At 58.8% G+C, this 22,222-nt stretch carries 13 protein-coding genes and 11 pseudogenes; 16 read left to right on the top strand and 8 right to left on the bottom strand.

The features are described 5' to 3' along the window. Positions 1-88: 88 nt before the first annotated feature. Positions 89-905: pseudogene (locus AC0L2X_RS30705) on the bottom strand (transposase). A 290-nt stretch (positions 906-1,195) separates the two neighbouring features. Between AC0L2X_RS30705 and AC0L2X_RS30700 the strand changes: the two are divergent. Next, positions 1,196-1,459 (top strand): hypothetical protein, encoded by a 264-nt coding sequence (locus AC0L2X_RS30700; RefSeq protein WP_473600994.1) that lies wholly within the window; start codon positions 1,196-1,198, stop codon positions 1,457-1,459. Here AC0L2X_RS30700 and AC0L2X_RS30695 read toward each other — a convergent pair. Beyond that, a pseudogene (locus AC0L2X_RS30695) lies at positions 1,405-1,659 on the bottom strand (transposase); the annotation flags it as partial. The gene AC0L2X_RS30700 and the pseudogene AC0L2X_RS30695 sit on opposite strands and share 55 nt — an antisense overlap. An 899-nt stretch (positions 1,660-2,558) precedes the next feature. On the opposite strand from AC0L2X_RS30695, the gene AC0L2X_RS30690 reads away from it, so the two are divergent. From AC0L2X_RS30690 to AC0L2X_RS30680, 3 genes and pseudogenes are all read left to right on the top strand, one after another. Further along, positions 2,559-3,734 (top strand): M20 aminoacylase family protein, encoded by a 1,176-nt coding sequence (locus AC0L2X_RS30690; RefSeq protein ID WP_473600998.1) that lies wholly within the window; start codon positions 2,559-2,561, stop codon positions 3,732-3,734. A gap of 274 nt (positions 3,735-4,008) precedes the next feature. Then, positions 4,009-5,226, top strand: a pseudogene (locus AC0L2X_RS30685) (AraC family transcriptional regulator); the annotation flags it as partial. A 183-nt stretch (positions 5,227-5,409) separates the two neighbouring features. Further along, a complete protein-coding gene (locus AC0L2X_RS30680; RefSeq protein WP_473600997.1) occupies positions 5,410-5,835 on the top strand; it encodes a helix-turn-helix domain-containing protein in 426 nt (141 codons plus the stop codon). 204 nt (positions 5,836-6,039) lie between these two features. Here AC0L2X_RS30680 and AC0L2X_RS30675 read toward each other — a convergent pair whose 3' ends face one another. Beyond that, on the bottom strand, positions 6,040-6,990 hold the full coding sequence (locus AC0L2X_RS30675; RefSeq protein ID WP_473600993.1) for a GlxA family transcriptional regulator: 951 nt from the start codon (positions 6,988-6,990) through the stop codon (positions 6,040-6,042). 87 nt (positions 6,991-7,077) lie between these two features. Here AC0L2X_RS30675 and AC0L2X_RS30670 point away from each other — a divergent pair, with 87 nt between their 5' ends. From AC0L2X_RS30670 to AC0L2X_RS30645, 6 genes and pseudogenes are all read left to right on the top strand, one after another. Then, on the top strand, positions 7,078-8,328 hold the full coding sequence (locus AC0L2X_RS30670) for a sarcosine oxidase subunit beta family protein (RefSeq protein WP_473600996.1): 1,251 nt from the start codon (positions 7,078-7,080) through the stop codon (positions 8,326-8,328). Positions 8,329-8,350: 22 nt separating this feature from the next. After that, positions 8,351-8,641 carry a sarcosine oxidase subunit delta gene (locus AC0L2X_RS30665; RefSeq protein WP_473600992.1) on the top strand — a complete coding sequence of 97 codons (291 nt, stop codon included), beginning with the start codon at positions 8,351-8,353 and terminating at the stop codon, positions 8,639-8,641. After that, the gene (locus tag AC0L2X_RS30660) at positions 8,638-11,601 is read left to right on the top strand and encodes a sarcosine oxidase subunit alpha (RefSeq protein WP_473600991.1); all 2,964 of its coding nucleotides are present in this window, start codon (positions 8,638-8,640) and stop codon (positions 11,599-11,601) included. Before AC0L2X_RS30665 ends, AC0L2X_RS30660 begins: the two co-directional genes overlap by 4 nt. Beyond that, positions 11,594-12,118, top strand: a complete 525-nt coding sequence (locus tag AC0L2X_RS30655) for a sarcosine oxidase subunit gamma family protein (RefSeq protein ID WP_473600990.1) — start codon at positions 11,594-11,596, stop codon at positions 12,116-12,118. Before AC0L2X_RS30660 ends, AC0L2X_RS30655 begins: the two co-directional genes overlap by 8 nt. 63 nt (positions 12,119-12,181) lie before the next feature. Next, entirely contained in the window at positions 12,182-13,069 is an 888-nt protein-coding gene (gene purU / locus AC0L2X_RS30650; RefSeq protein WP_473600989.1) for a formyltetrahydrofolate deformylase, read from the top strand. A 3-nt stretch (positions 13,070-13,072) separates the two neighbouring features. Beyond that, positions 13,073-13,315: pseudogene (locus AC0L2X_RS30645) on the top strand (tetrahydrofolate dehydrogenase/cyclohydrolase catalytic domain-containing protein); the annotation flags it as partial. Between the two features lie 47 nt (positions 13,316-13,362). On the opposite strand, the pseudogene AC0L2X_RS30640 reads toward AC0L2X_RS30645, so the two are convergent. Next, positions 13,363-13,558 (bottom strand): annotated as a pseudogene (locus AC0L2X_RS30640) (IS6 family transposase); the annotation flags it as partial. 329 nt (positions 13,559-13,887) lie between these two features. Here AC0L2X_RS30640 and AC0L2X_RS30635 point away from each other — a divergent pair. Both AC0L2X_RS30635 and AC0L2X_RS30630 read left to right on the top strand, forming a co-directional pair. Next, positions 13,888-14,129: pseudogene (locus AC0L2X_RS30635) on the top strand (ATP-binding protein); the annotation flags it as partial. Positions 14,130-14,153: 24 nt separating this feature from the next. Beyond that, positions 14,154-14,576: pseudogene (locus AC0L2X_RS30630) on the top strand (IS110 family transposase); the annotation flags it as partial. A gap of 100 nt (positions 14,577-14,676) precedes the next feature. On the opposite strand, the pseudogene AC0L2X_RS30625 reads toward AC0L2X_RS30630, so the two are convergent. After that, positions 14,677-15,159 (bottom strand): annotated as a pseudogene (locus AC0L2X_RS30625) (leucine zipper domain-containing protein); the annotation flags it as partial. Positions 15,160-15,430: 271 nt separating this feature from the next. Here AC0L2X_RS30625 and AC0L2X_RS30620 point away from each other — a divergent pair. Then, positions 15,431-15,676: a hypothetical protein gene (locus AC0L2X_RS30620; RefSeq protein ID WP_473600999.1), complete on the top strand. Its 246-nt coding sequence runs from the start codon at positions 15,431-15,433 to the stop codon at positions 15,674-15,676. Position 15,677: 1 nt separating this feature from the next. Here the strand turns inward: AC0L2X_RS30620 and AC0L2X_RS30615 are convergent. Beyond that, positions 15,678-16,794 (bottom strand): annotated as a pseudogene (locus AC0L2X_RS30615) (recombinase family protein); the annotation flags it as partial. A gap of 191 nt (positions 16,795-16,985) precedes the next feature. Between AC0L2X_RS30615 and AC0L2X_RS30610 the strand changes: the two are divergent. After that, positions 16,986-17,447 carry an ATP-binding protein gene (locus AC0L2X_RS30610; RefSeq protein WP_473600995.1) on the top strand — a complete coding sequence of 154 codons (462 nt, stop codon included), beginning with the start codon at positions 16,986-16,988 and terminating at the stop codon, positions 17,445-17,447. A 412-nt stretch (positions 17,448-17,859) separates the two neighbouring features. Here AC0L2X_RS30610 and AC0L2X_RS30605 read toward each other — a convergent pair whose 3' ends face one another. Continuing rightward, on the bottom strand, positions 17,860-18,858 hold the full coding sequence (locus AC0L2X_RS30605; protein WP_473600988.1) for a D-alanine--D-alanine ligase family protein: 999 nt from the start codon (positions 18,856-18,858) through the stop codon (positions 17,860-17,862). 492 nt (positions 18,859-19,350) lie between these two features. Here AC0L2X_RS30605 and istA point away from each other — a divergent pair, with 492 nt between their 5' ends. Further along, on the top strand, positions 19,351-20,862 hold the full coding sequence (gene istA / locus AC0L2X_RS30600; protein ID WP_473600987.1) for an IS21 family transposase: 1,512 nt from the start codon (positions 19,351-19,353) through the stop codon (positions 20,860-20,862). Between the two features lie 12 nt (positions 20,863-20,874). Then, positions 20,875-21,628, top strand: a pseudogene (istB, locus tag AC0L2X_RS30595) (IS21-like element helper ATPase IstB). A 63-nt stretch (positions 21,629-21,691) separates the two neighbouring features. Here istB and AC0L2X_RS30590 read toward each other — a convergent pair. Continuing rightward, positions 21,692-22,222: pseudogene (locus AC0L2X_RS30590) on the bottom strand (hypothetical protein); the annotation flags it as partial.

Raw genomic sequence — 22,222 nt, 5'->3', positions numbered from 1 at the left:
CGACCTGCTGGTAAATCATTGACGTGTTGCGAAATCGGCAGTGTGATGCGCTGTGGCGGCTTTCCAAGGGAGGCTAAATCTAGAGTGTTTACGTTTTAACGGAAGCGTGTTCGGCTTCTTCGAAGTAATTCTTGTATTAGGCTGGCTCGTTTCGAAGAGGTGGCCGATGTGTCGCCGAAAATATCCTCGACGCTGCGTTTCTCGGGTTGACGCATCCAGTGTTTGATCTTGGCGAAGGCTTGCTCGATCGGATTGAGGTCGGGCGAGCAAGGTGGCAGATACCAAAGCCTAGCGCCGGCAGCTTTGATCATCCGTCTGGATGGCGGCCGGCTCATGCTTTTTGAGATTGTGTATGACGACGATGTCGCCCGGCTTCGGCACGGTGATGAGCGGTTGTGCGAAGCGCGGAAGCCTTGGCCGTTGATCGGACCATCGAAGACGCAAGGGGCCGCGAGCCGATGCCAGCGCAGTACACCGAGGAAGGTGAGGATCAAGGCCCGCCTGCCAGGATCGCCATCACTGGCGCCGCGGGCAATATCACCGCGCGCCTGCTCAAGGCCAACAGCGCTTTTTTGAAGCTCAGGCCCTCGCGGCGCAGGAACTGGCACGCCCGTTGTGCGAGACCTTGAACCCGCGACTGGTCGACTCATCCCTCAGACGTGCGGCGTCAGATGCGGCGTCTCACGCAGCCGTGCCTCGATGAAGGCGCGGTGCGGCTCCAGCACTCGCTTGCGATGTCAACCCATCTTGGTAGGCGCAACCGAGCCGGTCGCCTGATAGTGCTGCATTTAACTTCACCGCGGCCGAAATCAAGATGCCGACCGATTTGGCGGCCGACCGGCGTCTCTCGCGACTCAAACCGCCACAACCCGCCCGCGAAGGTCATTGGAAAGAGGTCGGGTCATCAAATGTTAGCGTTCACGCCAGCCAGCGTCTGAATCACATCCCACCACAGACTGAATCCCTTCGACTCCATCAAATCAGGAACCGCTCTAAAGGCCTGGTGAGATTCATCTCAAGTTTATGACGGCGGTTGTGAGATGGATGATTGCGTTGAAGTTCTTGTCGGTTCTGTCAGCTCGCATTGCGATACGCTTGAACTGCTTGAGTTTGCACAAGAAGTCTCGTGAGATGACGCGACTTGTAGAGTTCGAGATCGAGAGGCAGCTGCAAGGCGCGCCTCGGATGCTGCAAGATGACGATCTTCGCGCTCGCCGTCGTTCAGATCGGCAATGATGGTGTTGCTGTCGAAGGCCTTGTCAGCGATCAGCCCGCCGAAGGCGAGACCGTCGATGAGCGGGGCGACGCCCACCGTATCAGAGCGACGTCATGGCAGGCGACGAAGCGCACTGCCGAGCGCAGTGAGCGCAAGAATCTTGCCTGTCATTCCGCCCTTGGAGCGGCCTATGGCCGGGCTTTGAGCCCCCCCTTTGCACCCTGCCTGTGCTGGTGGCCTTGACGATGATTGCGTTTACCGTGGCGAACTCCATGTCCGGCTCGTCGAACAGGCCTCGAAAAGCCGAAACATCGGCTTTGACCCGATCGCGGTATCGCTTGAAGACGGTCGTTCCAACTTCCGAAAAAGTCTGGAAGGTCACGCCGCGGGCTTCCCGTGCGCACGATCCAAAGCACGGCCTCGACGAAGCGGCGGTTGGGTCGCTGCCGCTTCGCTGAGGCTCGTTTGGCTTACCCAGGCAATGCGGTTCCATCTACGCCCATTGGCGTCAGCACAAATCGTTCCATCCAAAGGTTGAATCACAAACAAGCCAAAAAAGGTGGAATCCTGAAACTCAACAGGCTTTAGGTGAGTGTTGTCACGCTTGCCGCAATTCGATCAAACCCTTCCCACAGGACCATTAGGATCCATCGAGCGGCCTCATCATAGATCGAAGGCGGTTGACGTGTCTGCCGACGCTTCGATTTCGACGAGCTGTTCGGACATGGGTTACCCATTTCTCCTGACAGCCTGTCGCCGCGCCTCCTTGCTTCGAGAAAGCCTCCCCCAAGATTCCTTCTTTTGCTACTTGCCTATAGAAAATCAACTGATCTGCGATTCAGTTATTTTTGCCGGGATGAACTCCTCCAAGATCCGCCCTTTGTCCTTGTTCGCTGCGGCCGCATAGCGATACCGGACTGCATTGGCGAGTTCCATGGGCATAGGCGTCGAAGCTGCTCGGTAACAATCTCCGTGAGGCAATGCGTCCCTCGAGCGCGCGTAGCGCTGATCCCGGGTGTCGCGCGCAGTATAGCGGCGGATGCCCTAGCCCATTTAGGAGCTGGCTATCACCGGTCCCTCAGACAATCACATTTCAAATCGTGCCCCTCTATGCAGTCCATATTTCAAAGGTCGGCGTAGTTTGGAGCAGGCCCGTCCGTCCAATGCGTCATACTTCCATCGGCGTTGAACAGTGGAATTCTGATCCTCGAGCGAACAAAATGAAGGACTCACGTCCTCATTTCGGGTTCGACAATGGAGCCTCACCTTCTCGCCGAGGATTATCGACGCGGCAGGAAGTAGGACATTGAAACGGGCCCGCAGAATGCATGCAATTAGGCTGATGCAACATGAGAGCGTCGAAATTTTCCGGGAATTACAGAACGAAGCAACCGAATGCCGCCGCCATCTCCATGAAAATCCCGAACTCGATTACCGGCTGCCAAATACGGCGAAGTTCGTTGCCGAGAAACTTGCCTCGTTCGGTATCAATCACATTGAAACGGGGATAGCCGAGACCGGCGTCGTCGCGTTGATTCAGGGTGAGGGCGGAGAGGGGCCGACGATCGGATTGCGGGCGGACATGGACGCCCTGCCGATCGTCGAAGCTTCAAACAAGCCCTGGTCGTCGAAAACTCTCGGAATAATGCATGCATGCGGCCATGACGGTCACACTGCCATGTTGCTGGGTGCCGCGAAATACCTCGCGGCTACCCGAAATTTCAAAGGCACTGTCGCCTTGATCTTCCAGCCGGCAGAGGAGCCAGAATTCCCAACAGGCGGGTTTAAGATGGTTCAAGAAGGAATAATGGACCGCTTCAATATATCCCAAGTTTATGGTATGCACATCCAGCCTGGGCTTGACATCGGCAAGTTCGGCATCCGCGCTGGCGCGATCATGGCCTCGCAGGACGACTTCGATATGAGCGTTAACGGCAGGGGGGGGCATGCTGCTCACCCCAGTCAAACTATTGATCCCGTTGTCATAGCGGCTCAAATCATTCTAGGTTTGCAGGCTCTGGTTTCCCGCCAGACGGACCCACTGGAATCCCTGGTGATATCCGTCACTAAACTGAACGCTTCGCAAGCCTACAATATTATTCCCGACAAAGTTGTAATCTCCGGAACCGTTCGGACGCTGGCACCCGCCCTGCAAGATTTCGCCGAGCGAGCAATACAGGCCGTCGGCCAAGGGATTGCGCGCGGATTTGGCGCGGACGTTGAATTCAAGTATATGCGTTCAGTTCCTGCCACTTTCAACCATGCTGAGCAGACCAAACTGGCTGTCACAGCGGCACAAAAGCTCGTGGGCGCCGCTAACGTCGATGGGGCAATCGCAATCTCCATGGGGGCGGAGGACTTCGCTTATATGCTGGCGGAGCGGCCGGGAGCCTATATCTTCATTGGTAACGGACCAACGCCCCAATGTCATAGCCCGGCGTTTGATTTTGATGATGAGGCCTTGCCTTACGGGATCGGTTGGTGGGTTACTCTGGTTGAGACGGTATTGCCCATTTGAATTTAACGTGACCGAACTTTCACCGCCATCCCGACGTGTTCGCGCGAAGAAATCTGCAACACCTTGCAAATCCTGTTGGAGAGGCACAAGGCAATTTGACCGGTTCACAAGTGATTGACCTGCTGACTTTCGCCACCTCCCAAGGCGTACCGGCCCGGCAGCGAGCTTAGGCTCCTGCCGGGCGCTCAGTTTGGTGAGTGTCGTCAGCTGATTTCACACCCAGTTGTTGCTGTACAGGAATGCGGCAAGTCAACATGAGCAAGGATCACATCGGATGAGCTGGGTAGCAAGCGCCGATCCCGGGAACGCTCGCGAGGACGGTGCATTCTTCCAAGCGCTGCTGAAAGAAACAGATCGCGCAGTGCCGATCGTCGGCGAACTGCGCGGCGTCGGCCTGAAGGGCGTTGCGGATCGCGACAAGAAAAAAAGCGTTTTGATCTCACGCTTAAGGTTGGTGCACGAATTTCCAAGTCAGTCACTTCAGCAATGTCAACTAATCTTCGACTTCCCCACGACAATTGCCGGTACGGAGACCAGAATGTCACCATTCGGCATGGCGCGAGCGATAAGGCGCGTTCGCGGAGTGCGTTTCGTGATGGATGAGCTCACGCGAGACGGGATTAACATCTCAGGCGAGCGGCAGCCCAACAGCGGTGTCAGGACGCGCTCGAAATGTCCGACGATAGGTGCAGCCTGGCGGTATCCACCTTCACAGGGTGGCGACGCGAGCGGAGGACACTTAGCGGAAGAATCATGGCCAACCGCGGTAGGCCCGTCCCCACAAGCGCCTAAGGCGGAGCCTAGCTCGGTCTGGAATCCGGGGCTATCAAGCCTCCCGACGCAGCTGGCACACTTTCGCAAGAATGCTGTCGAATACGGTTCGATAGGCGCAGAGCACTTCGTGTTGCGTAGCTGCGCTGGTTCCAACGAAGGAAGTCGGTCGCGCAGTTTTAGCATAGCCGCTGGAAGCACGAGAAGTCAGGTAGGAGAAAGGAACCCGAGGATGCAAGACTCAGAGTCCACATGCCGACATTTTTGCTTTTACCTCTTGCCGGCCTTTTCGCTCCAGGCCTTCTCGTCGGCATTAGAAGTACTGAGGCTAACCAACGAGGTGTTGGGGCGGGACGTGTATAGCTGGCAGGTCATTTCGGACGACGGACTACCTGCGCCCTCGAGTTTCGGCGTGTCGGTTTGCGCCGATTCTTCGTTGTCCTTCGAACGTGAAAGAATTCGTCGGTCGATCTCAGCACCGGCCGTGGTCGTGGTCGGCGGCCGCAATCCTCCTGTTCCGCACAAACAGCTTGATGCCTGGCTAAGAGAGTGTAGCAACCGCCGTTGCAGCTTCGTAGGGATAAGTAGCGGTACGAGTGTGCTTGCTCGGGTGGGGCTTATAGAGGGGCGGCGTTGCGCGGTTCACTGGGAGCAATTTCCTATATTCTCTGAGGGGTTCCCAGGTGTGATAGCCACTCAAACCGCCTTCGAGCAGGACGGGGATCTATACACTTGCGCAGGGGGGGATGCCTCCTTCGACATGTTTCTCGATTTGGTCGACCGCCATCATGGGACAATTGTAGTCAATCGTATTTGCGAAAAAGCTATAGCGTGTAGGACCCGTTCAGCGGGTGACCGCCAACGTCTACCTCTCCAATCTCGAGTGCGACTAAACCATCAGGCTGTGATCAAGGTAATCGAGGAGATGGAGGCAAACCTCACGGAACCGTTGCTATTGGACGAGCTTGTGGCGAAAGCCCGCCTATCCCGCCGTCAAATCGAGCGGCTGTTTAAGCTGGAACTTGGATGTTCTCCGAGCCGCTATTATTTGGACCTTCGTCTGGAACGTGCGCACCTGCTACTCATCAGCTCGCGCCTGCCGGTCGTCGAAATCGCGATGGCTTGCGGATTTGTCTCTGCATCGCATTTCTCAAAAGCTTACCGCGAAGCCTATGGATGCGCGCCGCATCAATCGCGATTACCAGTTTGCAAACGAAATGAAATAAGACCGTGTGGTGCCAAGTTCCAGGACAGGATCGAGCTCATCGAAATGAAAAGCCAAAATCCGTCGCAGCTACATCCGACACGCGAACAACCGCGCGCCGGTTAACGTGACCACACCCGTCGGGGCCGGCCTGTGAATGAATTCGCCGCTCCAAGAAAATGCTACATCTTGGCAGGGTGTTGTCACGATAAGTCCCCAGCTTGAGAAGCCTTGAGGCGTGTTTAGTTTTCCAGGCGCAGCCGAAACCGATATGCTCACAATTACATTTAATCGACACGTGATAACAGCATCCAAAGTCTACTATAATAGTTAACTGCGTTCTCTTTTCGGGCTTTTTCCGAACAGTGCTGAATAGCATCTCGACAGGTGAGCTGCACTTGAGAAGCCTGTTGCAAAGGCGATTTCGGAGATAGAGAGTGGGCTTTGCTGTAACAGGCGGCGTGCATGTGAAAGGCGAAATTTTCGATAGACCTCTGAATACCCCGCGTTGAGATGGTTGGAAAAAAGACGATCGAGATGACGCTTGCTTACGCCGGCATAGATCGCCATCTGGGACCGCTGTAAAGGCCGCTCGATAGCAGCTTCCATTTTCTCCAGAACATTCAACAGAATTGGATGGTTGATCCCGAAGCGGTCGGCGGCGGATGCCCGTTGTGGTGCCGTTGGTTCTGCGACGGCAGTATGGAGGTACCAGTCGCTGACCCGTCGGGCGAAATCCGCGCCCATCCTATCCGAGACAAGGGCATGCATCATGTCCAAAGGCGCAACCCCGCCGCCGCAGGTAATGCGGTTCCCGTCGAACACGAAGCGAGCTTGCCTTGGGTTAAGATGAGGGAAGGCTTCAACGATCGAAGCAGCATGCTCCCAGTGAACTGTAAAATCCCGCCCATCCAGCAAGCCCGCCGCTGCCAAGATATAAGGCCCTCCTGAAATCCCTCCAATGCGCGCACCACCGCGAGATAGTTGACGTAACGCTGCATAAAGTGCGGGCGAGCCTAAAATCGTAGGATTTCCACCTGCGCATACGAATATCGTGTTCAGCGGAGAGTGGTCCAGCCGTTTACAAGGCACCATTGCGCCAGAAGAGCTAGCCACTGGTTCCCCGTCCGTCGAAAGCGCTCTGACGTCGTACAGCGTTTGGCCAGCAAGAAGATTCGCCGCGCGCAGCGGTTCTGTCGCCGAGGCGTATGACATCAGAGAAAAGCCAGGCAGCAGTAGAAACCCAATTGACTGCGTAAGTCGACCTACCTGCTCGCTCATGGCTCTTCCGTGTCTTTTTTGGGCTCTTTGAAGAAAATAATAATGATGTTTCCAGGATATACAAGCTGGAACGATGTGGAACAGATCATGCGTTATTCTGCTTTCTCCCTGCTTCTAAACGGACTTCGCGGCAACAAGGCGTGGGCACCAGCATGGCGGCGTCCGGAGCCGAAACCGCGTTACGACGTGATCATTGTTGGTGGTGGTGGCCATGGACTGGCGACGGCCTATTACCTAGCCAAGGAATTCGGCATTGCCAACGTGGCGGTGCTGGAAAAGAGCTATATCGGTTCGGGTAATGTCGGCCGCAACACTACGATCATCCGTTCCAACTATCTGCTGCCAAGCAACAACCCCTTTTACGAACTTTCGATGAGATTGTGGGAAAAGTTGGAGCAGGAGTTTAACTTCAATGCCATGGTTTCCCAGCGCGGCGTTCTCAACCTTTTCCATTCGGATGTCCAGCGCGACGCCTATGCGCGGCGTGGCAACGCCATGCGGCTGCACGGCGTCGACGCGGACCTGCTCGATAGGCCTGCGGTGCGCAAGATGCTGCCCTTCCTCGAATACGATAATGCCCGCTTCCCGATCCAGGGCGGCTTATTGCAGAAGCGCGGCGGCACCGTGCGCCACGATGCGGTGGCCTGGGGTTATGCGCGCGGCGCCGACAGCCGCGGCGTCGATATCATCCAGAACTGCGAAGTAACGGGCATTCGCCGCGAGAGCGGCATCGTGACCGGCGTTGCAACTACGAAGGGTTTTATCGGCTGCGGCAAGCTTGGCCTCGCTGCGGCAGGCAATTCGTCCCAGGTCGCGCGCATGGCAGATTTGAAGCTGCCGCTGGAAAGCCATGTGCTGCAGGCGTTCGTCTCGGAGGGGCTCAAACCCTTTATCGACGGCGTCGTTACCTTCGGCGCAGGTCATTTCTACGTGTCGCAGTCCGACAAGGGCGGCCTTGTCTTCGGTGGCGACATTGACGGCTACAATTCCTATGCTCAGCGCGGCAACTTGGCGACTGTCGAGCACGTTGCGGAGGCCGGGAAGGCGATGATCCCGGCCCTGTCGCGGCTCAGGGTGCTGCGCTCCTGGGGCGGCACCATAGACATGTCGATGGATGGATCGCCGATCATCGACCGCACGCCTATCGACAACCTCTATCTGAATGCTGGCTGGTGCTATGGCGGCTTTAAGGCGACTCCCGCCTCTGGCTTGTGTTTCGCCCACCTCTTAGCGCGTGGCATGCCGCATGAAACGGCTACTGCCTTCCGCCTCGACCGCTTCCGCCGCGGTTACCTCATCGACGAAAAAGGCCAAGGCGCCCAGCCCAACCTTCACTGATGTTGGATCAAGGACATCCGAAATGGCGAGTCTCGTACCCTGCCCGCATTGCGGGCCTCGACCAAAAGAGGAATTCACAATCAAGGGCGCAGCGCTTGCTCGCCCCGCGGCCGACGCTGGCACCGACGCCTGGTTAGATTATGTCTATCTGCGCAACAATCCCCGAGGCGCCTACGAGGAATACTGGCACCACACCTCCGGCTGCCGCCGCTGGCTGGTCGTCGGACGCGACACAGTTACCCATGAAATTGCCGTTTGCCGCGATGCTGCAACCGTCGAGAAAACTGTCGATGGGCAAGGAGCTGGCGCATGACCTCCTACCGTTTGCCTAAGGGCGGATTGATCGACCGCTCCAAGCCCCTGTCGTTCACCTTTGACGGCAGGCCGATGAAGGGGTTGGAGGGCGACAGCCTGGCCTCCGCGCTACTGGCCAACGGCTGCCGCCTCATCGGCCGCAGTTTCAAATACCACCGGCCGCGCGGTATCCTGACGGCCGGCGCCGCCGAGCCGAACGCGTTGTTGACCGTCGGCAGTGGCGGGCGCACCGAACCTAACACCCGCGCCACGATGCAGGAACTCTATGCCGGGCTGGAAGCGAAAAGCCAAAACTGCTGGCCGTCGCTTAAACTGGACATCGGCGTGCTAAACAGCTTGTTGTCGCCCTTCCTCGGCGCTGGGTTCTACTACAAGACCTTCATGTGGCCAGCCCCCTTCTGGGAAAAGGTCTACGAGCCCTTCATCCGCAAAGCGGCCGGTCTCGGCAAGGCGGCCTACGACGCCGATCCCGATGGCTATGACAAATGCTGGGCCCATTGTGACCTGCTCGTCATCGGCGCCGGACCGACGGGCCTGGCCGCAGCACTGACGGCCGGTCGCTCCGGAATCAGCGTCATTCTCCTGGACGAACATCCGCATGCTGGCGGCGCGCTTCTTAGCGAGACTGCAACGGTCGACGGCCGGCCGGCCGTCGATTTTGCCAGCGCCTGCGTCGCAGAACTCGAATCCCTGCCGAATGTCACCCTGCTTGCCCGCACGACCGCGTTCGGCTGGTATGACGGCAATGTCTTCGGCGCTGTCGAGCGGGTGCAAAAGCATGTTGCTCAGCCGAAACTCAACGTGCCAGTAGAGCGCCTCTGGCGCATCGCCGCCAAACGCACGGTGCTGGCGACGGGGGCGGAAGAGCGGCCGCTGGTGTTCGGCGGCAACGATATACCGGGCGTGATGATGGCAGGCGCGATGCGCCGTTACCTCAACCAGTATGCGGTCGCCCCCGGCAAGACGACGGCGATCTTCACTACCAACGACAGCGGCTATGCGCTCGCCCGCGATCTCGAAGCGCAAGGCATCCAGCTTGCGGCCATCATCGACAGCCGCGAGCACGGCGGCAGTTTCTATGCCGGCAAAGCGCGCCTCATCAGGGGTGCCGTAATAACGGATGCCAAGGGCGGCAACAGCCTGAGCGCAATCAATATTCGGGCGAACGGCCGCAGCGAAAGCCTCGCCATCGATGCACTCGCCATGGCCGGCGGTTTCAGCCCGATTATCCATCTCGCCTGCCACCGGGGGGCTAACCCGGCTTGGTCGGACGAGAAAGTTGCCTTCCTCGCGCCTAGAAATCTGAAGGGAGTCGTGCTCGCCGGAGCCGCCAGCGCCACAGACGGTCTTTCTGCCTGCCTTGCCGACGGCGCGCAAAAGGGCGCTGCCATGGCGGCGGAACTCGGATTCAAGGCGGCAGCCGCCGACTTCGGCACAGTCCAAAACGATATCGTCGCACCACCAGCCAAGCCCCTGTGGTCGATAGCCGGCGTCAGGGGCAAGGCCTTCGTCGACTACCAGAACGACGTGCGCAGTATGGATCTCGCCCTTGCCGTCAGCGAAGGCTACGGCCATGTCGAGCTTGCCAAGCGCTATACCACCAACGGGATGGCGACGGACCAGGGCAAGCTATCCAATGTCAATGCCATCGGCCTTCTGGCGGAAGCGCGCGGCGTCTCGCCGGCCGATGTCGGCACGACGACATTCCGGCCTTTCTACACGCCCGTCTCTTTCGGCGCGCTGACAGGCCCTCATCACGGCCACCATTTTCAGCCGGTGCGCAAATCACCGCTGCACGGCTGGGCGGAAAAACTCGGTGCGGTCTTCGTCGAGACCGGTCTTTGGTACCGCTCCTCCTGGTTCCCACGCAGCGGCGAGCAGTCATGGCGCGACAGTGTCGACCGCGAAGTGCTGAACGTCCGCCGCAATGCCGGGCTCTGCGACGTCTCGATGCTCGGCAAAATTGAGGTCTGCGGCGCGGACGCAGCCGAATTCCTCAATCGCATCTATTCTAACGCCTTCCTGAAATTGCCCGTCGGCAAGGCTCGTTACGGCCTGATGCTGCGCGAGGATGGCATGATTTATGACGACGGCACGACCAGCCGGTTAGAGGAAACCCGCTTCTTCATGACGACGACCACGGCGTATGCCGCCGGTGTCATGAATCATCTGGAATTCTGCGCCCAAGCGCTATGGTCCGATCTCGACGTGCGTCTCGCCTCGGTCACCGACCAGTGGGCGCAGATGGCAATCGCCGGTCCGAAAGCCCGCACTATCCTAGAGAAAGTCGTCGACGACGACGTCTCCGCCGCGGCCTTCCCCTTCCTGGCGGCGAAAGAGGTCTCGCTGTTCGGTGGCCAACTGCATGGCCGTCTGTTCCGCATCTCGTTTTCGGGCGAACTCGCCTATGAGCTTGCGGTGCCGGCCGGCTATGGCGAAACCGTCGCCGACGCGCTGATGGACGCCGGCATGTCCGACGGCATCATGCCCTATGGCCTTGAGGCGCTCGGCGTAATGCGCATCGAAAAAGGCCACGTCACCCACAACGAGATCAACGGCACCGTCGTGCCAGCCGATCTCGGCTTTGCTAAAATGGTGTCGGACGGTAAAGCCGATTTCATAGGGAAGGCGATGGTAGATCGCGAAGGCCTCGCCACTGCCGATCGGCAGCGCCTGGTAGGCGTCATGCCGCTCAATCCGAAGCAGTCCTTCCGCACCGGTTCCCACGTCCTCGCCAAGTATGCCGCGCCGACGCTCGAAAACGACCAAGGCTATGTCACCTCGAGCGCCTATTCACCGCATGTTCGTTCCACCATCGGCCTCGCACTGGTCAAGCACGGGCCGGAAAGGCACGGCGAGGAAGTGGTGGTATGGGACGGCCTGCACGGCGAGTTCACCGCCGCGCGGCTGTGCAATCCGGTTTTCGTCGATCCGCAGAACGAAAAGCTTCATGTCTGATTTCCGCCCGATCTTTCGCCCGGCGCTCGGCGCCAAGACCACCGTCTCGTCCGCTCAGGTCAAACTGTCGGCCCTGCCTGAAGGCACGATCGTAAATGTGCTTGCCCGACCCGGCGAACAGGACATGGCAGCTTTTTTGAGCGGCCTCCGCAAGGGCGCCATTCGCAGCGTTTCGCCCAGACAATGGATCATCGTCGGGGATGAGCCGACAACTCATCGGGATATGAAAACCCTGTTGGAAACGCTCGAACCGCGGGCCTCTGGATTCGACCAGAGCGGCGGCCGCGTTCGTATCCGCATCGAAGGCAGTCAGGCCGCGCGCGTTCTGTCGAAGGGCACGGCCGTCGACCTTTCCGCCGGCTCCTTTCCTGTCGGGCGATCGGCAGCGACCCTGATCGGTCACATCGCTGTACATCTCACTCGCAGCTCGCAAGACGGTTTCGAGCTGATGGTACTCAGAGGTTTCGCAGAGAGCCTATGGGACGATCTGATAAGGATGAGCGCTGAATATCGATAGCTCAGTCTGGTGCAACCGCGCTGCAAGGTTCCAGTTGGTTGCCGGTTAATGAGGGAAGTAACTATGCCTAGCAACTTGATCTTGACCGTAAAATGTAAGTCCATGCGCGGGATCATCGCAGCGATCTCAACCCTCTTGGCGGATAGCGGCTGCAACATCGTCGACAGCTGGCAGTTCGATGACCTCGATACGGGCAAGTTCTTTACCCGCATCAGCTTCATTTCCGAACAAGGCGTCATACTACCGGCCCTGAAGGAATGCTTTGCGCCGATTGCCGAGAAGTTCGGCATGGAGGCGGAGATTCATGATGGTGCCAGCCGCATGAAGGTACTATTAATGGTTTCGCGCTTCGGTCATTGCCTCAACGACCTGCTCTACCGCTGGAAGATCGGCGCGCTGCCGGTCGACATCGTCGGCGTCATCTCCAACCACTTTGATTACCAGAAGGTCGTGGTCAACCACGATATTCCGTTCCACCACATTCGGGTGACTAAGGAGAACAAGCCACAGGCCGAAGCACAGATCTTGGCGGTCGTTGAACAGACTGGCACCGAACTGATCGTTCTCGCCCGCTACATGCAAATTCTGTCGGATGAGATGTGTCAGAAGATGTCCGGCAAGATCATCAACATCCATCATTCCTTCCTGCCAAGCTTCAAGGGTGCCAACCCTTACAAACAAGCCTATGAGCGCGGCGTCAAGCTGATTGGCGCGACGGCGCACTACGTATCCGCGGACCTCGATGAGGGTCCGATCATCGAGCAGGACATCGCCCGTATCACGCATGCCCAGAGCGCGGAAGACTATGTCTCGATCGGTCGTGATGTTGAAAGTCAAGTTTTAGCAAGAGCTATACACGCGCACATTCACCACAGGACGTTCATCAACGGCAACAGGACCATCGTGTTTCCCGCCAGTCCTGGCTCCTATGCGTCCGAGCGGATGGGATGAGGCATGGTTACTGTTATCCATGGGAAGCAAGTCGCTGCCTCCATAGCAACAGGACCAAGGCCGGCCCTGCAAACCTTGAGATGCGGAGCGGCATCAAGACGGGTCTTGCGGCCGTTATCGTCGGCGATGATCCGGCAAGCCATGCCGGTGTCAACTCCAAGAGCAAGATGGCCAGGAAACACGGCTTGAAGTCGGTACAGCACACGTTGCCGGCCGAAACGACGCGGGGAGGAGGTTGCTGGGTTGTCACCTTAAGTCCCTCTGCTTGAGAAGCCTTGAGGCGTCCTTAATTTTCAGGCGACGCAGACCGCAATTTTCCAAGCATCGGAAGCCTCAAAGGCGATGTAGCGAACTGTTTGTGCAGCACGGCGGCGGGCGGAATTGACAAAGCGGTTGCGGGTAGCTGAGTTCATGGAGACGAGACGTGCAACGCTACCGGCGATCGGTGGCCCTGCGTGGTTCTTTCCCGTCTTCAAACGGCAGGTGGGTAAGCGCTGATTCCGGCGGCACCTATTCGCGCGTGGATGTGAGGGCCAATGTTCGACGATTGTGAGGGCTTCGACATATGACGATTCAGAGTTTAGGCATACATCCAGGGACGAGGAGCCGGTCCGTCGACTGGAGATTTCCACGGGCGCAGCCACCGCGATCGGCGTGACCGCTCTAACCATCATCGACTACCTCGCCAAGGGCCTTATCCACGGTCGAGAAAGCACGCAAGGCCAACCTTGGCAGATCGGCCTTTCCAGCGACGTTTGATCAACTTCAACGCCGACTCCAACGGACCAGGAGATCAAGGAAAGGTGCATCATGAAGCATTCGCGAATCCGGTTGTTGTCACGGCGATCCTGGACCGCCTGCTTCGCCACTCCACCGTGATCACCATCCGCGGCGACAGCTACCGTCTCCGCGAAAGCCTCGGTCCGGCCTTCCACAGAAGACCGGATCGACGCTTGAACCCAACGAAAACTGCAAACCAGTGAACGGCGTCAGTTCCTCCCTTCTCCAAGAGGGTCAACGACCGGACGCCGGGCCTGGCATCAACGGAGAACAGCCATGACAGAATATATTGAACGACGTATGGTCGGTATGGTTCTATCATGCGCTGCGCGCCGAATGATCGCCAATCATCTGCATCGATGCACGCCATGCCAAAGCCGCTCTGGGTATGGCGGCGAACAAGACTGATGCGAATGACGGGCGAATCTTGCTGAGGCAGGGTTCTTTCGTGAGGTGCGCGTGAAAGGCTTTGAGAGTACGTTGATCCGCACGCTCGTGGCGGCACGCACCCGGCTGGCCCGGATCACCGTCCAGCTTGCCAACCGAATTCGCGGGATCATGATTGGCCTGCTCGTCCCCGCAGGTAAGTCCCGAGTCTTCATATCGATCATGCTCCTATCGTGTTACCAATCTTGAAGGCAGGCGCAGCATTCGCGTTCGCGCCGCGGAGTTCGGGCGCCAACTGGTTGCGCACATTGAATGCTCCCCACGCGAAGCTCCATCATGCGGCGGCCGATATCGACCGCGGAGCCGCCAAGCTCAAGGCGGCCACCGAAGATCCTCTACACGCCACCAGGAGGGCCGGTTCTTCCACGGCTACTACAATTGCTACTGCTATTTGCTGCTCTACGCTTGGCTTCTGCCTGGCCAATCCGTTCATAGCCGAGCTTATTGATGTCGATGTGGATCATCTCGCCGGGATGCTCTCGTTCGTAGCGGTGGATCGGTTCGGCTGGCGCTATGTCCTTCAGACCGACAACCCTGCACGCCTGAGAACCCGGCTGACCGTGGCGGGCGAGACCTCCATGGCGATGTGCTTGCCGGTCAGCCGTTTGCGGCGAAGGACAAGGATGCGCTCGGCCAAGGCCTGACTGTCAGACCGGCATGACCTTGGGCCGTGACGAACGGGCGGCCATGCCGGTACTGCTTCGGTCTTGTAGCGCTCGACTGCTCGACTCACCGCGCCACGATCTTGGGCGATACACCATACGTCCGCGCCGCATGGGCTTTGGAAAGGCTGCGTTCTATCACCATAAGCGCCATCTCCCCTCGACGCACTGTGTGAGACGGGCACTCTTGTGGATGTTCATTCGGAACCTCCGGTGAGTCCTGAAGCGTGGTAACTCCAGTTTCCTCAGTTCCTTCCGAATGGACAACCTACTGAAAGCTCACAGCTAGCAGGTTGATGAAAAGCTCTCTGACAGACCGTTTTGACTCTGATCTGTACCGGATTTGATTCTGATACATTCCGTCAACAGAACAGTTTTCAACAGATGGGGTGATTGGGTCTCGCCCCTCGTCGCACGACGCACGGTCCTCAACCATAGAGAACGTGGTAGAGCGATTCTTCGGGAGGCCGGCATGAAGCTCGGCACTCCAAACCGTGCAGCCTTCGCCGACTGTGTGCGCGAACTGATTGGCGCAGATACGGTCATCATGGCGCTTGTCGAGGCGCATCTGGCGATCATGGCCCCGATCTTGCGCGAGTTCGGCGACCTTGCGGCGATGGCCGAGCACTACGACACCACCATCTTGCCGACCCGCAGCCGCAAGCCGCGCTACAAGGAGGAGGCATCACGATGCACCTTGTTGGAGAGCGACAATTAATCTGGGCGGACGACCCGGCGTGCCGCACGACGGCTTCGTTGCAGACATAATACGGGCGCAGCCGCCCCTCGAATGGCTCGTAATGGACGCGCATGCGTGCACCGCAGCGGCCGCACAGCAGCCGTCCCTGCAACAGACCGCTGCCCTGGCGGGGCATGCGTCCGCGCAGGCCAGGTGAAAAACCGGCGGCGTTCTGTTCCAGGGTAGTCTGATTGCGCTCGCACTCGGCCCAGGAAATGTAGCCCTCGTGGGCGTCGGGTATAAGCACCTGCCAGTCGGATCTCGCCACGCGCAGCTGCAGGACTTGAGCTTGGCATTGTAGGCGGTGCGCGTGCGCCCATAGGCGAATGCGCCGGCAATCGCGGATTGTGCAGAATCTGGAGCACGCGTGAATGGTCTATCTCGCTCCACAGGACGTCGCCCTTGCCGATGCCGCGAAGGATACGCCGGGGAAAGAGGATCTTCTCGCCGCGCAGGCGGCGCACGAGGGAGCCGGTCTCGCGGAAGGTATCGAACAGGAGCCGCACCGTCTTCTGGATCTGTCGGTCGGGATCGAGCACGACCCGCGCGTCAGGGGTATAGACCAACCCGATCGGCAACGGCATCTCGAGCTCGCCGCGGCGCGCCTTGTTGAGAATGCCGCCTTGCAGCCGAGACTTGAGGATGTGCAGTTCGGCCTCGCTCATCGTGCCCTTCAGCCCGAGCAGCATGCGATCGTTGAAATAGGCCGGATCGTAGACGCCGTCCTCGTCCATGATGAGCGTGCGCGATAGGGCGGCGAGCTCGAGGAGACGGTGCCAGTCGGCATTGTTGCGTGCCAGGCGCGACACTTCCAGCCCCAGCACGATCGCTGCATGCCCCATCGCCACTTCACTCACCAGGTGCTGGAAGCCGTCGCGGTCCTGCGACTGCGCGCCTGAGATGCCGAGGTCGCTATCGATGACGTGGACACGTTCGATCGGCGAGCCCAGAGCCACTGCGCGATCGCGCAGGGCGTATTGCCGCTTGGTGCTCTCGGTGTTCTCGAACACCTGACGATGAGAGGACTGACGCACGTAGAGGAATGCATCACGCCGCAGATGGTCGGCGCCAACCTTCATGGCGATGTCAGTAGACATGATTGCCTCGCGTCTCTGCTGCCAGCACCATGTTGGCGAGCTTGTGCACGAGCTGGCGATCGTGCACGGCCGCCGAAGCCGTGGGCGGCGGTTCGGGCCGCCGATGCATCGACGGGGAAGGCTGAGGGGCCGCGATCAGCACCGCGCGGACTCGACCGGCGCAGCACCATGGCGCTCGCCCGGGTGAATGACTGAAAGCGCATGAGAATCTGATCGTCACCGGCCAGACCGGCACCGGCAAGTCGTGGCTGGCCTGCGCCTTCGGTCGGCAAGCGGCACGGCTTGATCATTGCGTGCTCTATGTGCGCGTGCCGCGCCTCTTCGAGGATTTGGCGCTCGCCCGTCTCTATGGCCGCTTTCCACGCCTCATCGACAAATTCACGCGCGCGCAACTGCTCATCCTCGATGACTTCGGAACCCACAGCCTCACCGACCAACAGCGCTTCCATCTGTTCGAAATCGTCGAGGAACGCTATCGACGCAAATCCACCCTGATCACCGCCCAGGTTCTGGTGGCCAGATGGCATGATCTGATCGCAGACCCCACCGTCACCGACGCCATTTTCGACCGGATCGTGCACAACGCCCACCGCATCGTGCTCCAGGGCGACAGCATGAGAAAGCAACAAAGCAACAGGCCGCGCCCCTCTTGATCGGCCCGAAAACGGCGAACCGTGAACGCAAAAGGCACCCAAGGACCGTCGCCGCCAAACTGTCGCAAGATTAGCGAAACCACTGTCCGGGATTAGCGGAACCCCTGTCCGGCTATTGCGAAATACGCAAAATAGGTACAACGGACCAAAGAAGGAAAAGCTGATTCGGCTCGAAAGGGCGTGAGCCGAATCGTTCCCGTGGGGAGGATGGGCAAGGCGATCTCGTTAGCAGGCACGATCCTGGGACGAACTCTCCTAAGGTCGTTCAACAGATTGAGATGCCTCGCTCTACTGACCCACCATGCGGCGGCCTAGCGTCGACCGCGAAGAGAAGCGAGTGACTTGAGGGGCGACATGGTCCGGAAATTGTCAGGAGGAGCTTGATCTCAACGACCCCAATCAGAGAAGCCTGCTAGGGGTTAGCCAATCCGAAACACCGCATCTGAGCGAGACCAAGAATTCGATTGATCAAACTTGAGAAGCTATACCCGGCGGACTTCGCGGCCACGGCAAATGAAGTGCCGCTTGCGAGGTCGGGATTCGCATTTATCTCTAGTACAAAGGGCTGGCCGGAGCGGTCGACCCGGATATCGATACGCGCCAAGTCGCGACACATGCAGGCATGGAAGATGGCCGCCGAAATATCCCGCAGCTCCGCTGCAAGCTTGTCGTCTAGTTGGGCCGGGCAAATTTTCTCGGGCCTCCCGCTCCCCCCTCCGTACTTCGCCTCCCAGGTGAAAAGAGGCGTTTTTGCACCCCCGAAGTCCTGCTCCAGCAACGGCAAAAATTCGAGTTGCTCATTTCCAAGGAGCGCCACGGTGATTTCTCGCCCGTCGATGTATTCTTCCACCAGCGCCTCCTGTGCATATTGTGCGACGATTGCCTCGACGGCCTGCCGCAACTGATCAGGTTCATGTATCAGCTGCAATCCGTAGCTGCCGTCTTCGCGACGCGGCTTCACTACCACCGGGAAACGCAGGTCGCGCGTGCTCTCCGTGCCGTGACGCATCACGCGAAAGTTCGGCGTCGGCACCCCGATGCCGCGCATGATATGTTTGGCGATGACCTTATCATCAGCAAGCGCTTGCCCAAGCGGGCTTGATCCAGTGTATGGTACACCGGCCATCTCGAGTATAGCAGGCAGGTGGACGTAACGAGATTCGCCTTGAATCCCATCGGCGTAGTTGAAAACAATTCCCGAAGGGCGAGCTTCCAAATCGGGTGGCATGAACCGCTCAAGGGTCGCAAGCAGTCCCTTATCGGCTTCACACAGCAGCGTATCGTGGCCGCCTTGTTGCAGCGCCGCCGCCAGACTCTCGCAGACCTGGCGGTCTTGACGTGTCGGACAAGGCCGCCCGAATCGGTTGATCACACCTGCATGGTCCGAGTTACACACGATGGCTACTCGCATTAGTCTACTCCTTTGATGTTTGCCCGCTGCTGTGCCGGCATCTCTGTAGAAGAGGATGAAACTCAAACGCCTTCACCCTTCCTGCGCAATCGCCGTGCCGTCGCAGATGATCTGGTAAAGGAGCGGGAGAGTCCCTGCTTGCCCGGGCGGAAACAAGCGGTTCGGTGTATCGTTCCGAACATAGTGGTCCGCAATCGCACACGGTAAGGACATCCAATGCGAGCGAAACCACTGTGCCAGTCGTGGGCGATTCTAATCCTGATGCTGGCGATTGAATTGCTGACGTGGCGTTCGGGATGCGGATTCCGACGTGAAGCCGGCCGCCATTCCGATCAAACACCGGCCACCATTCCGGTATGAAGCCGGCCACCATTCTAACCAAAGACCGGCCGGTTTTCGGCACTGAAGATTACCTCCTGGGTCAGCAACTTTGGCATCAATTACCTCGCGATGAACGAGGACATTTTGATGCCGGCAAAGAGAAGGCTGACCATGAGACAGTTGAGACAAATGCTTCGGCTTGCCGGAAGCGGGACCAGCTCCCGCGAGATTGCGGTTGTGCTGGGAATAGCACGCAGTACGGTGCAGGATAATCTGCGGCGCGCAGCGGCAATCGGGTTGAGCTGGCCCCTGCCAGGCGAACTGACCGATGACGCGCTTGAGAACAAACTCTTCGCTCGCAATGGCGTCAAACAGGGCACGCGGCGGCGCGCAGAGCCGAACTGGGCCGATCTTGCCGTCGAGCTCAAGAAGCCGGGCGTCACGCTCCTCATCTTGTGGGAGGAGTATCGAGGAAGTCATCCCGACGGATATGGCTATAGCCGGTTCTGCGAGCTCTTTCGCAGCTTCGAACAGCGGCTTTCGCCGACGATGCGCCAAGAACACGCCGCCGGCGACAAGGTCTTCGTCGACTATTCCGGCAAGAAGATCCCGATCGTTGATCGAGACACCGGCGAGATCCGTGAGGCGGAGATCTTCGTGGCGGTGCTGGGTGCGTCCAGCTTCACCTATGCCGAAGCAACCTGGACCCAGACACTGCCTGATTGGATTGGTTCACACGTCAGGATGTTTCGCTTCTTTGATGGCGTTCCCCGCCTGATCGTCCCCGACAATCTGAAGTCGGGCGTCAGCCGCGCCAGCTTCTACGATCCCGAGATCAATCGCAGCTACGGCATGATGGCATCCCACTATGGCGTCGGCGTTCTTCCGGCACGGCCGCGACGGCCGAAGGACAAATCGAAAGTCGAGAACGGCGTGCGTTTCGCCCAGTCATGCATTCTGGGGCGGCTGCGCAACCAGACCTTCTTCTCGCTGGCCGAGCCCAATGCCGCCATTCGCCAGGCACTCGATCGCATCAATGATCACGTCATGCGTCGGCTGGGCGTCAGTCGCCGCCAACTGTTTGAGAGCGTCGAGCGTGCTGCGCTCGCAAGCCTTCCGAGCGAAGACTACGAATTCGCCGAGTGGCGTTTGGCCCGCGTCTCGACGGACTACCATGTCGAGTTCAAGACCTTCTTCTATTCCGTGCCGCACAGCCTCATTCGCCAGCAAGTCGATCTGAGAGCAACGGCACGCACAATCGAGATCTTTCACCGCGGCAAGCGCATTGCCGTCCATCAGCGCCGCTATGGCGGCCCTCGTCATGGGACTGATCCGGATCATATGCCCAGCTCCCACCGGCGATATGCCGAGTGGACGCCGGATCGTTTCCGTCGCTGGGCCGCATCCGTCGGCCCTGAGACAGAAGGCATAGTTGTCGCAATCCTCGCCAGCCGCCCACATCCTGAACAAGGCTTTCGAACATGCCTGGGTGTCCTGCGCCTGTTTCGCGATGTCACACGCGATCGCGCCGAAGCCGTGTCAGCGCGCGCTGTCGAGATCGGTGGGCTGAACTGCAAGAGCATCGCCTCGCTTATCGCCAATCACAAGGCCGCAAGGCATTCCACCGAACCGACCGCCATCGTCGATCACGCCAATCTGCGTGGCCCCGATTACTTCCATTGAGGAGACACACCAATGCTCATCCATCCGACCATCGACATGCTGCGCGAACTCGGCCTTCATGGCATGGCCACCGCCTTCCAGGAGCTCGACGCACAATCCGAAGCACGCGGCCTCGAGCATGGCGAATGGCTTGCCATGCTGCTCGAGCGCGAGGCTACCATGCGCCGCCAGAAGCGTTTCGAAACCCGCGCCAGGGCTGCAAAACTTCGCCATGACGCACAGATCGAGAATGCCGACTTTCGTGCCACGCGGTCTTGATCGCAATCTGTTCATGGCGCTCGCCGGCTGCGACTGGATCAGAAAGCATCACAGTCTTCTCATCACCGGGCCGGCGGGCGTCGGCAAGAGCTGGCTGGCCTGTGCGCTTGGCCACAAAGCTTGCCGAGAGGATTTCTCCGTCGCCTATCACCGCGTTCCCCGGCTGTTTGCAACGCTTGCCCTCGCGAGAGGCGACGGACGTTATGGCCGGATCCTCAAGCAACTCGCCAAAACCGACCTTCTCATTCTCGATGACTGGGGACCGGAAAAACTCAATGATGACCAGCGGCGTGATGTGCTTGAGATCATTGAAGACCGCTACGAACGCCGATCGACAATCCTCACCAGCCAGTTGCCTCTGGATCGCTGGTACGAGATCATTGCAAACCCAACCCTGGCCGATGCCATCCTGGACCGCCTCGTTCACAACGCATATCGCATCGATCTCACCGGAGAAAGCATGCGAAAAGAGCGCTCGCCAAGAGCGTCTGAAACAGCGCAAGCTTGACCGGAAACGAAACCCAATCCAAACATCAACGAGACCCAGGATCAGTCCGAAAAATGGCCGGCTTCAAATCGGAACACCGGCCGGAATGAAATCGGAATGACTGGCCGGCTTCAAATCGGAATCGATGGCCGGCTTCGTTGGAATACGCATTCGGGACGCAGCGTCGACGCCGCGGGGTCGATAATCTTCGAGTAGCGCAGGTGCCTTGAAGAGCGGCGCTGAGCGTGGGCCTGAGGGGATAATCAGACTCCGTTCGGAGACCAGGAATTCGAAAGCGGCGATCGCGAGCGTGGTAGTGTGCTGACTGTTCTGCAAATTCGCTGAGAGAGGACGGCGGTCATGGCAGGCCGGTGATTGTTCAACGTCACCTGATTCCCGCAAAGGAACGCCACCACGACCAAGACAGAAGACAAATCCGCCATAGCCGCCGTCAAAGACATTCTGCTTTCGAACCCGGATAGGTTGCACGAGGTGATCCGCGCGGTGAGCCAGGAGGTGCTTGAGACCGAGATGGAGGGTAAGCGGGTAGCTGATGCCGTTCAGCGCTGGTTGTTCCAAGGCATAAGTGCCTCGATATCGCTGTTTGGCCAGCCA

Source organism: Mesorhizobium sp. WSM4828, assembly GCF_055811175.1.
This window is presented reverse-complemented; position numbering and strand designations above follow the sequence as displayed.

Excerpts from the sequence above, each read along its gene's own strand:
- purU (WP_473600989.1), top strand. The coding sequence starts at position 12,182 with ATGCCTAGCAACTTGATCTTGACCGTAAAATGTAAGTCCATGCGCGGG.
- AC0L2X_RS30690 (WP_473600998.1), top strand. The coding sequence starts at position 2,559 with ATGCAACATGAGAGCGTCGAAATTTTCCGGGAATTACAGAACGAAGCA.
- AC0L2X_RS30700 (WP_473600994.1), top strand. The coding sequence starts at position 1,196 with ATGACGATCTTCGCGCTCGCCGTCGTTCAGATCGGCAATGATGGTGTT.
- AC0L2X_RS30675 (WP_473600993.1), bottom strand. The coding sequence starts at position 6,990 with ATGAGCGAGCAGGTAGGTCGACTTACGCAGTCAATTGGGTTTCTACTG.
- AC0L2X_RS30605 (WP_473600988.1), bottom strand. The coding sequence starts at position 18,858 with ATGCGAGTAGCCATCGTGTGTAACTCGGACCATGCAGGTGTGATCAAC.
- AC0L2X_RS30670 (WP_473600996.1), top strand. The coding sequence starts at position 7,078 with ATGCGTTATTCTGCTTTCTCCCTGCTTCTAAACGGACTTCGCGGCAAC.
- AC0L2X_RS30655 (WP_473600990.1), top strand. The coding sequence starts at position 11,594 with ATGTCTGATTTCCGCCCGATCTTTCGCCCGGCGCTCGGCGCCAAGACC.
- AC0L2X_RS30665 (WP_473600992.1), top strand. The coding sequence starts at position 8,351 with ATGGCGAGTCTCGTACCCTGCCCGCATTGCGGGCCTCGACCAAAAGAG.
- AC0L2X_RS30660 (WP_473600991.1), top strand. The coding sequence starts at position 8,638 with ATGACCTCCTACCGTTTGCCTAAGGGCGGATTGATCGACCGCTCCAAG.
- AC0L2X_RS30620 (WP_473600999.1), top strand. The coding sequence starts at position 15,431 with ATGAAGCTCGGCACTCCAAACCGTGCAGCCTTCGCCGACTGTGTGCGC.
- istA (WP_473600987.1), top strand. The coding sequence starts at position 19,351 with ATGAGACAGTTGAGACAAATGCTTCGGCTTGCCGGAAGCGGGACCAGC.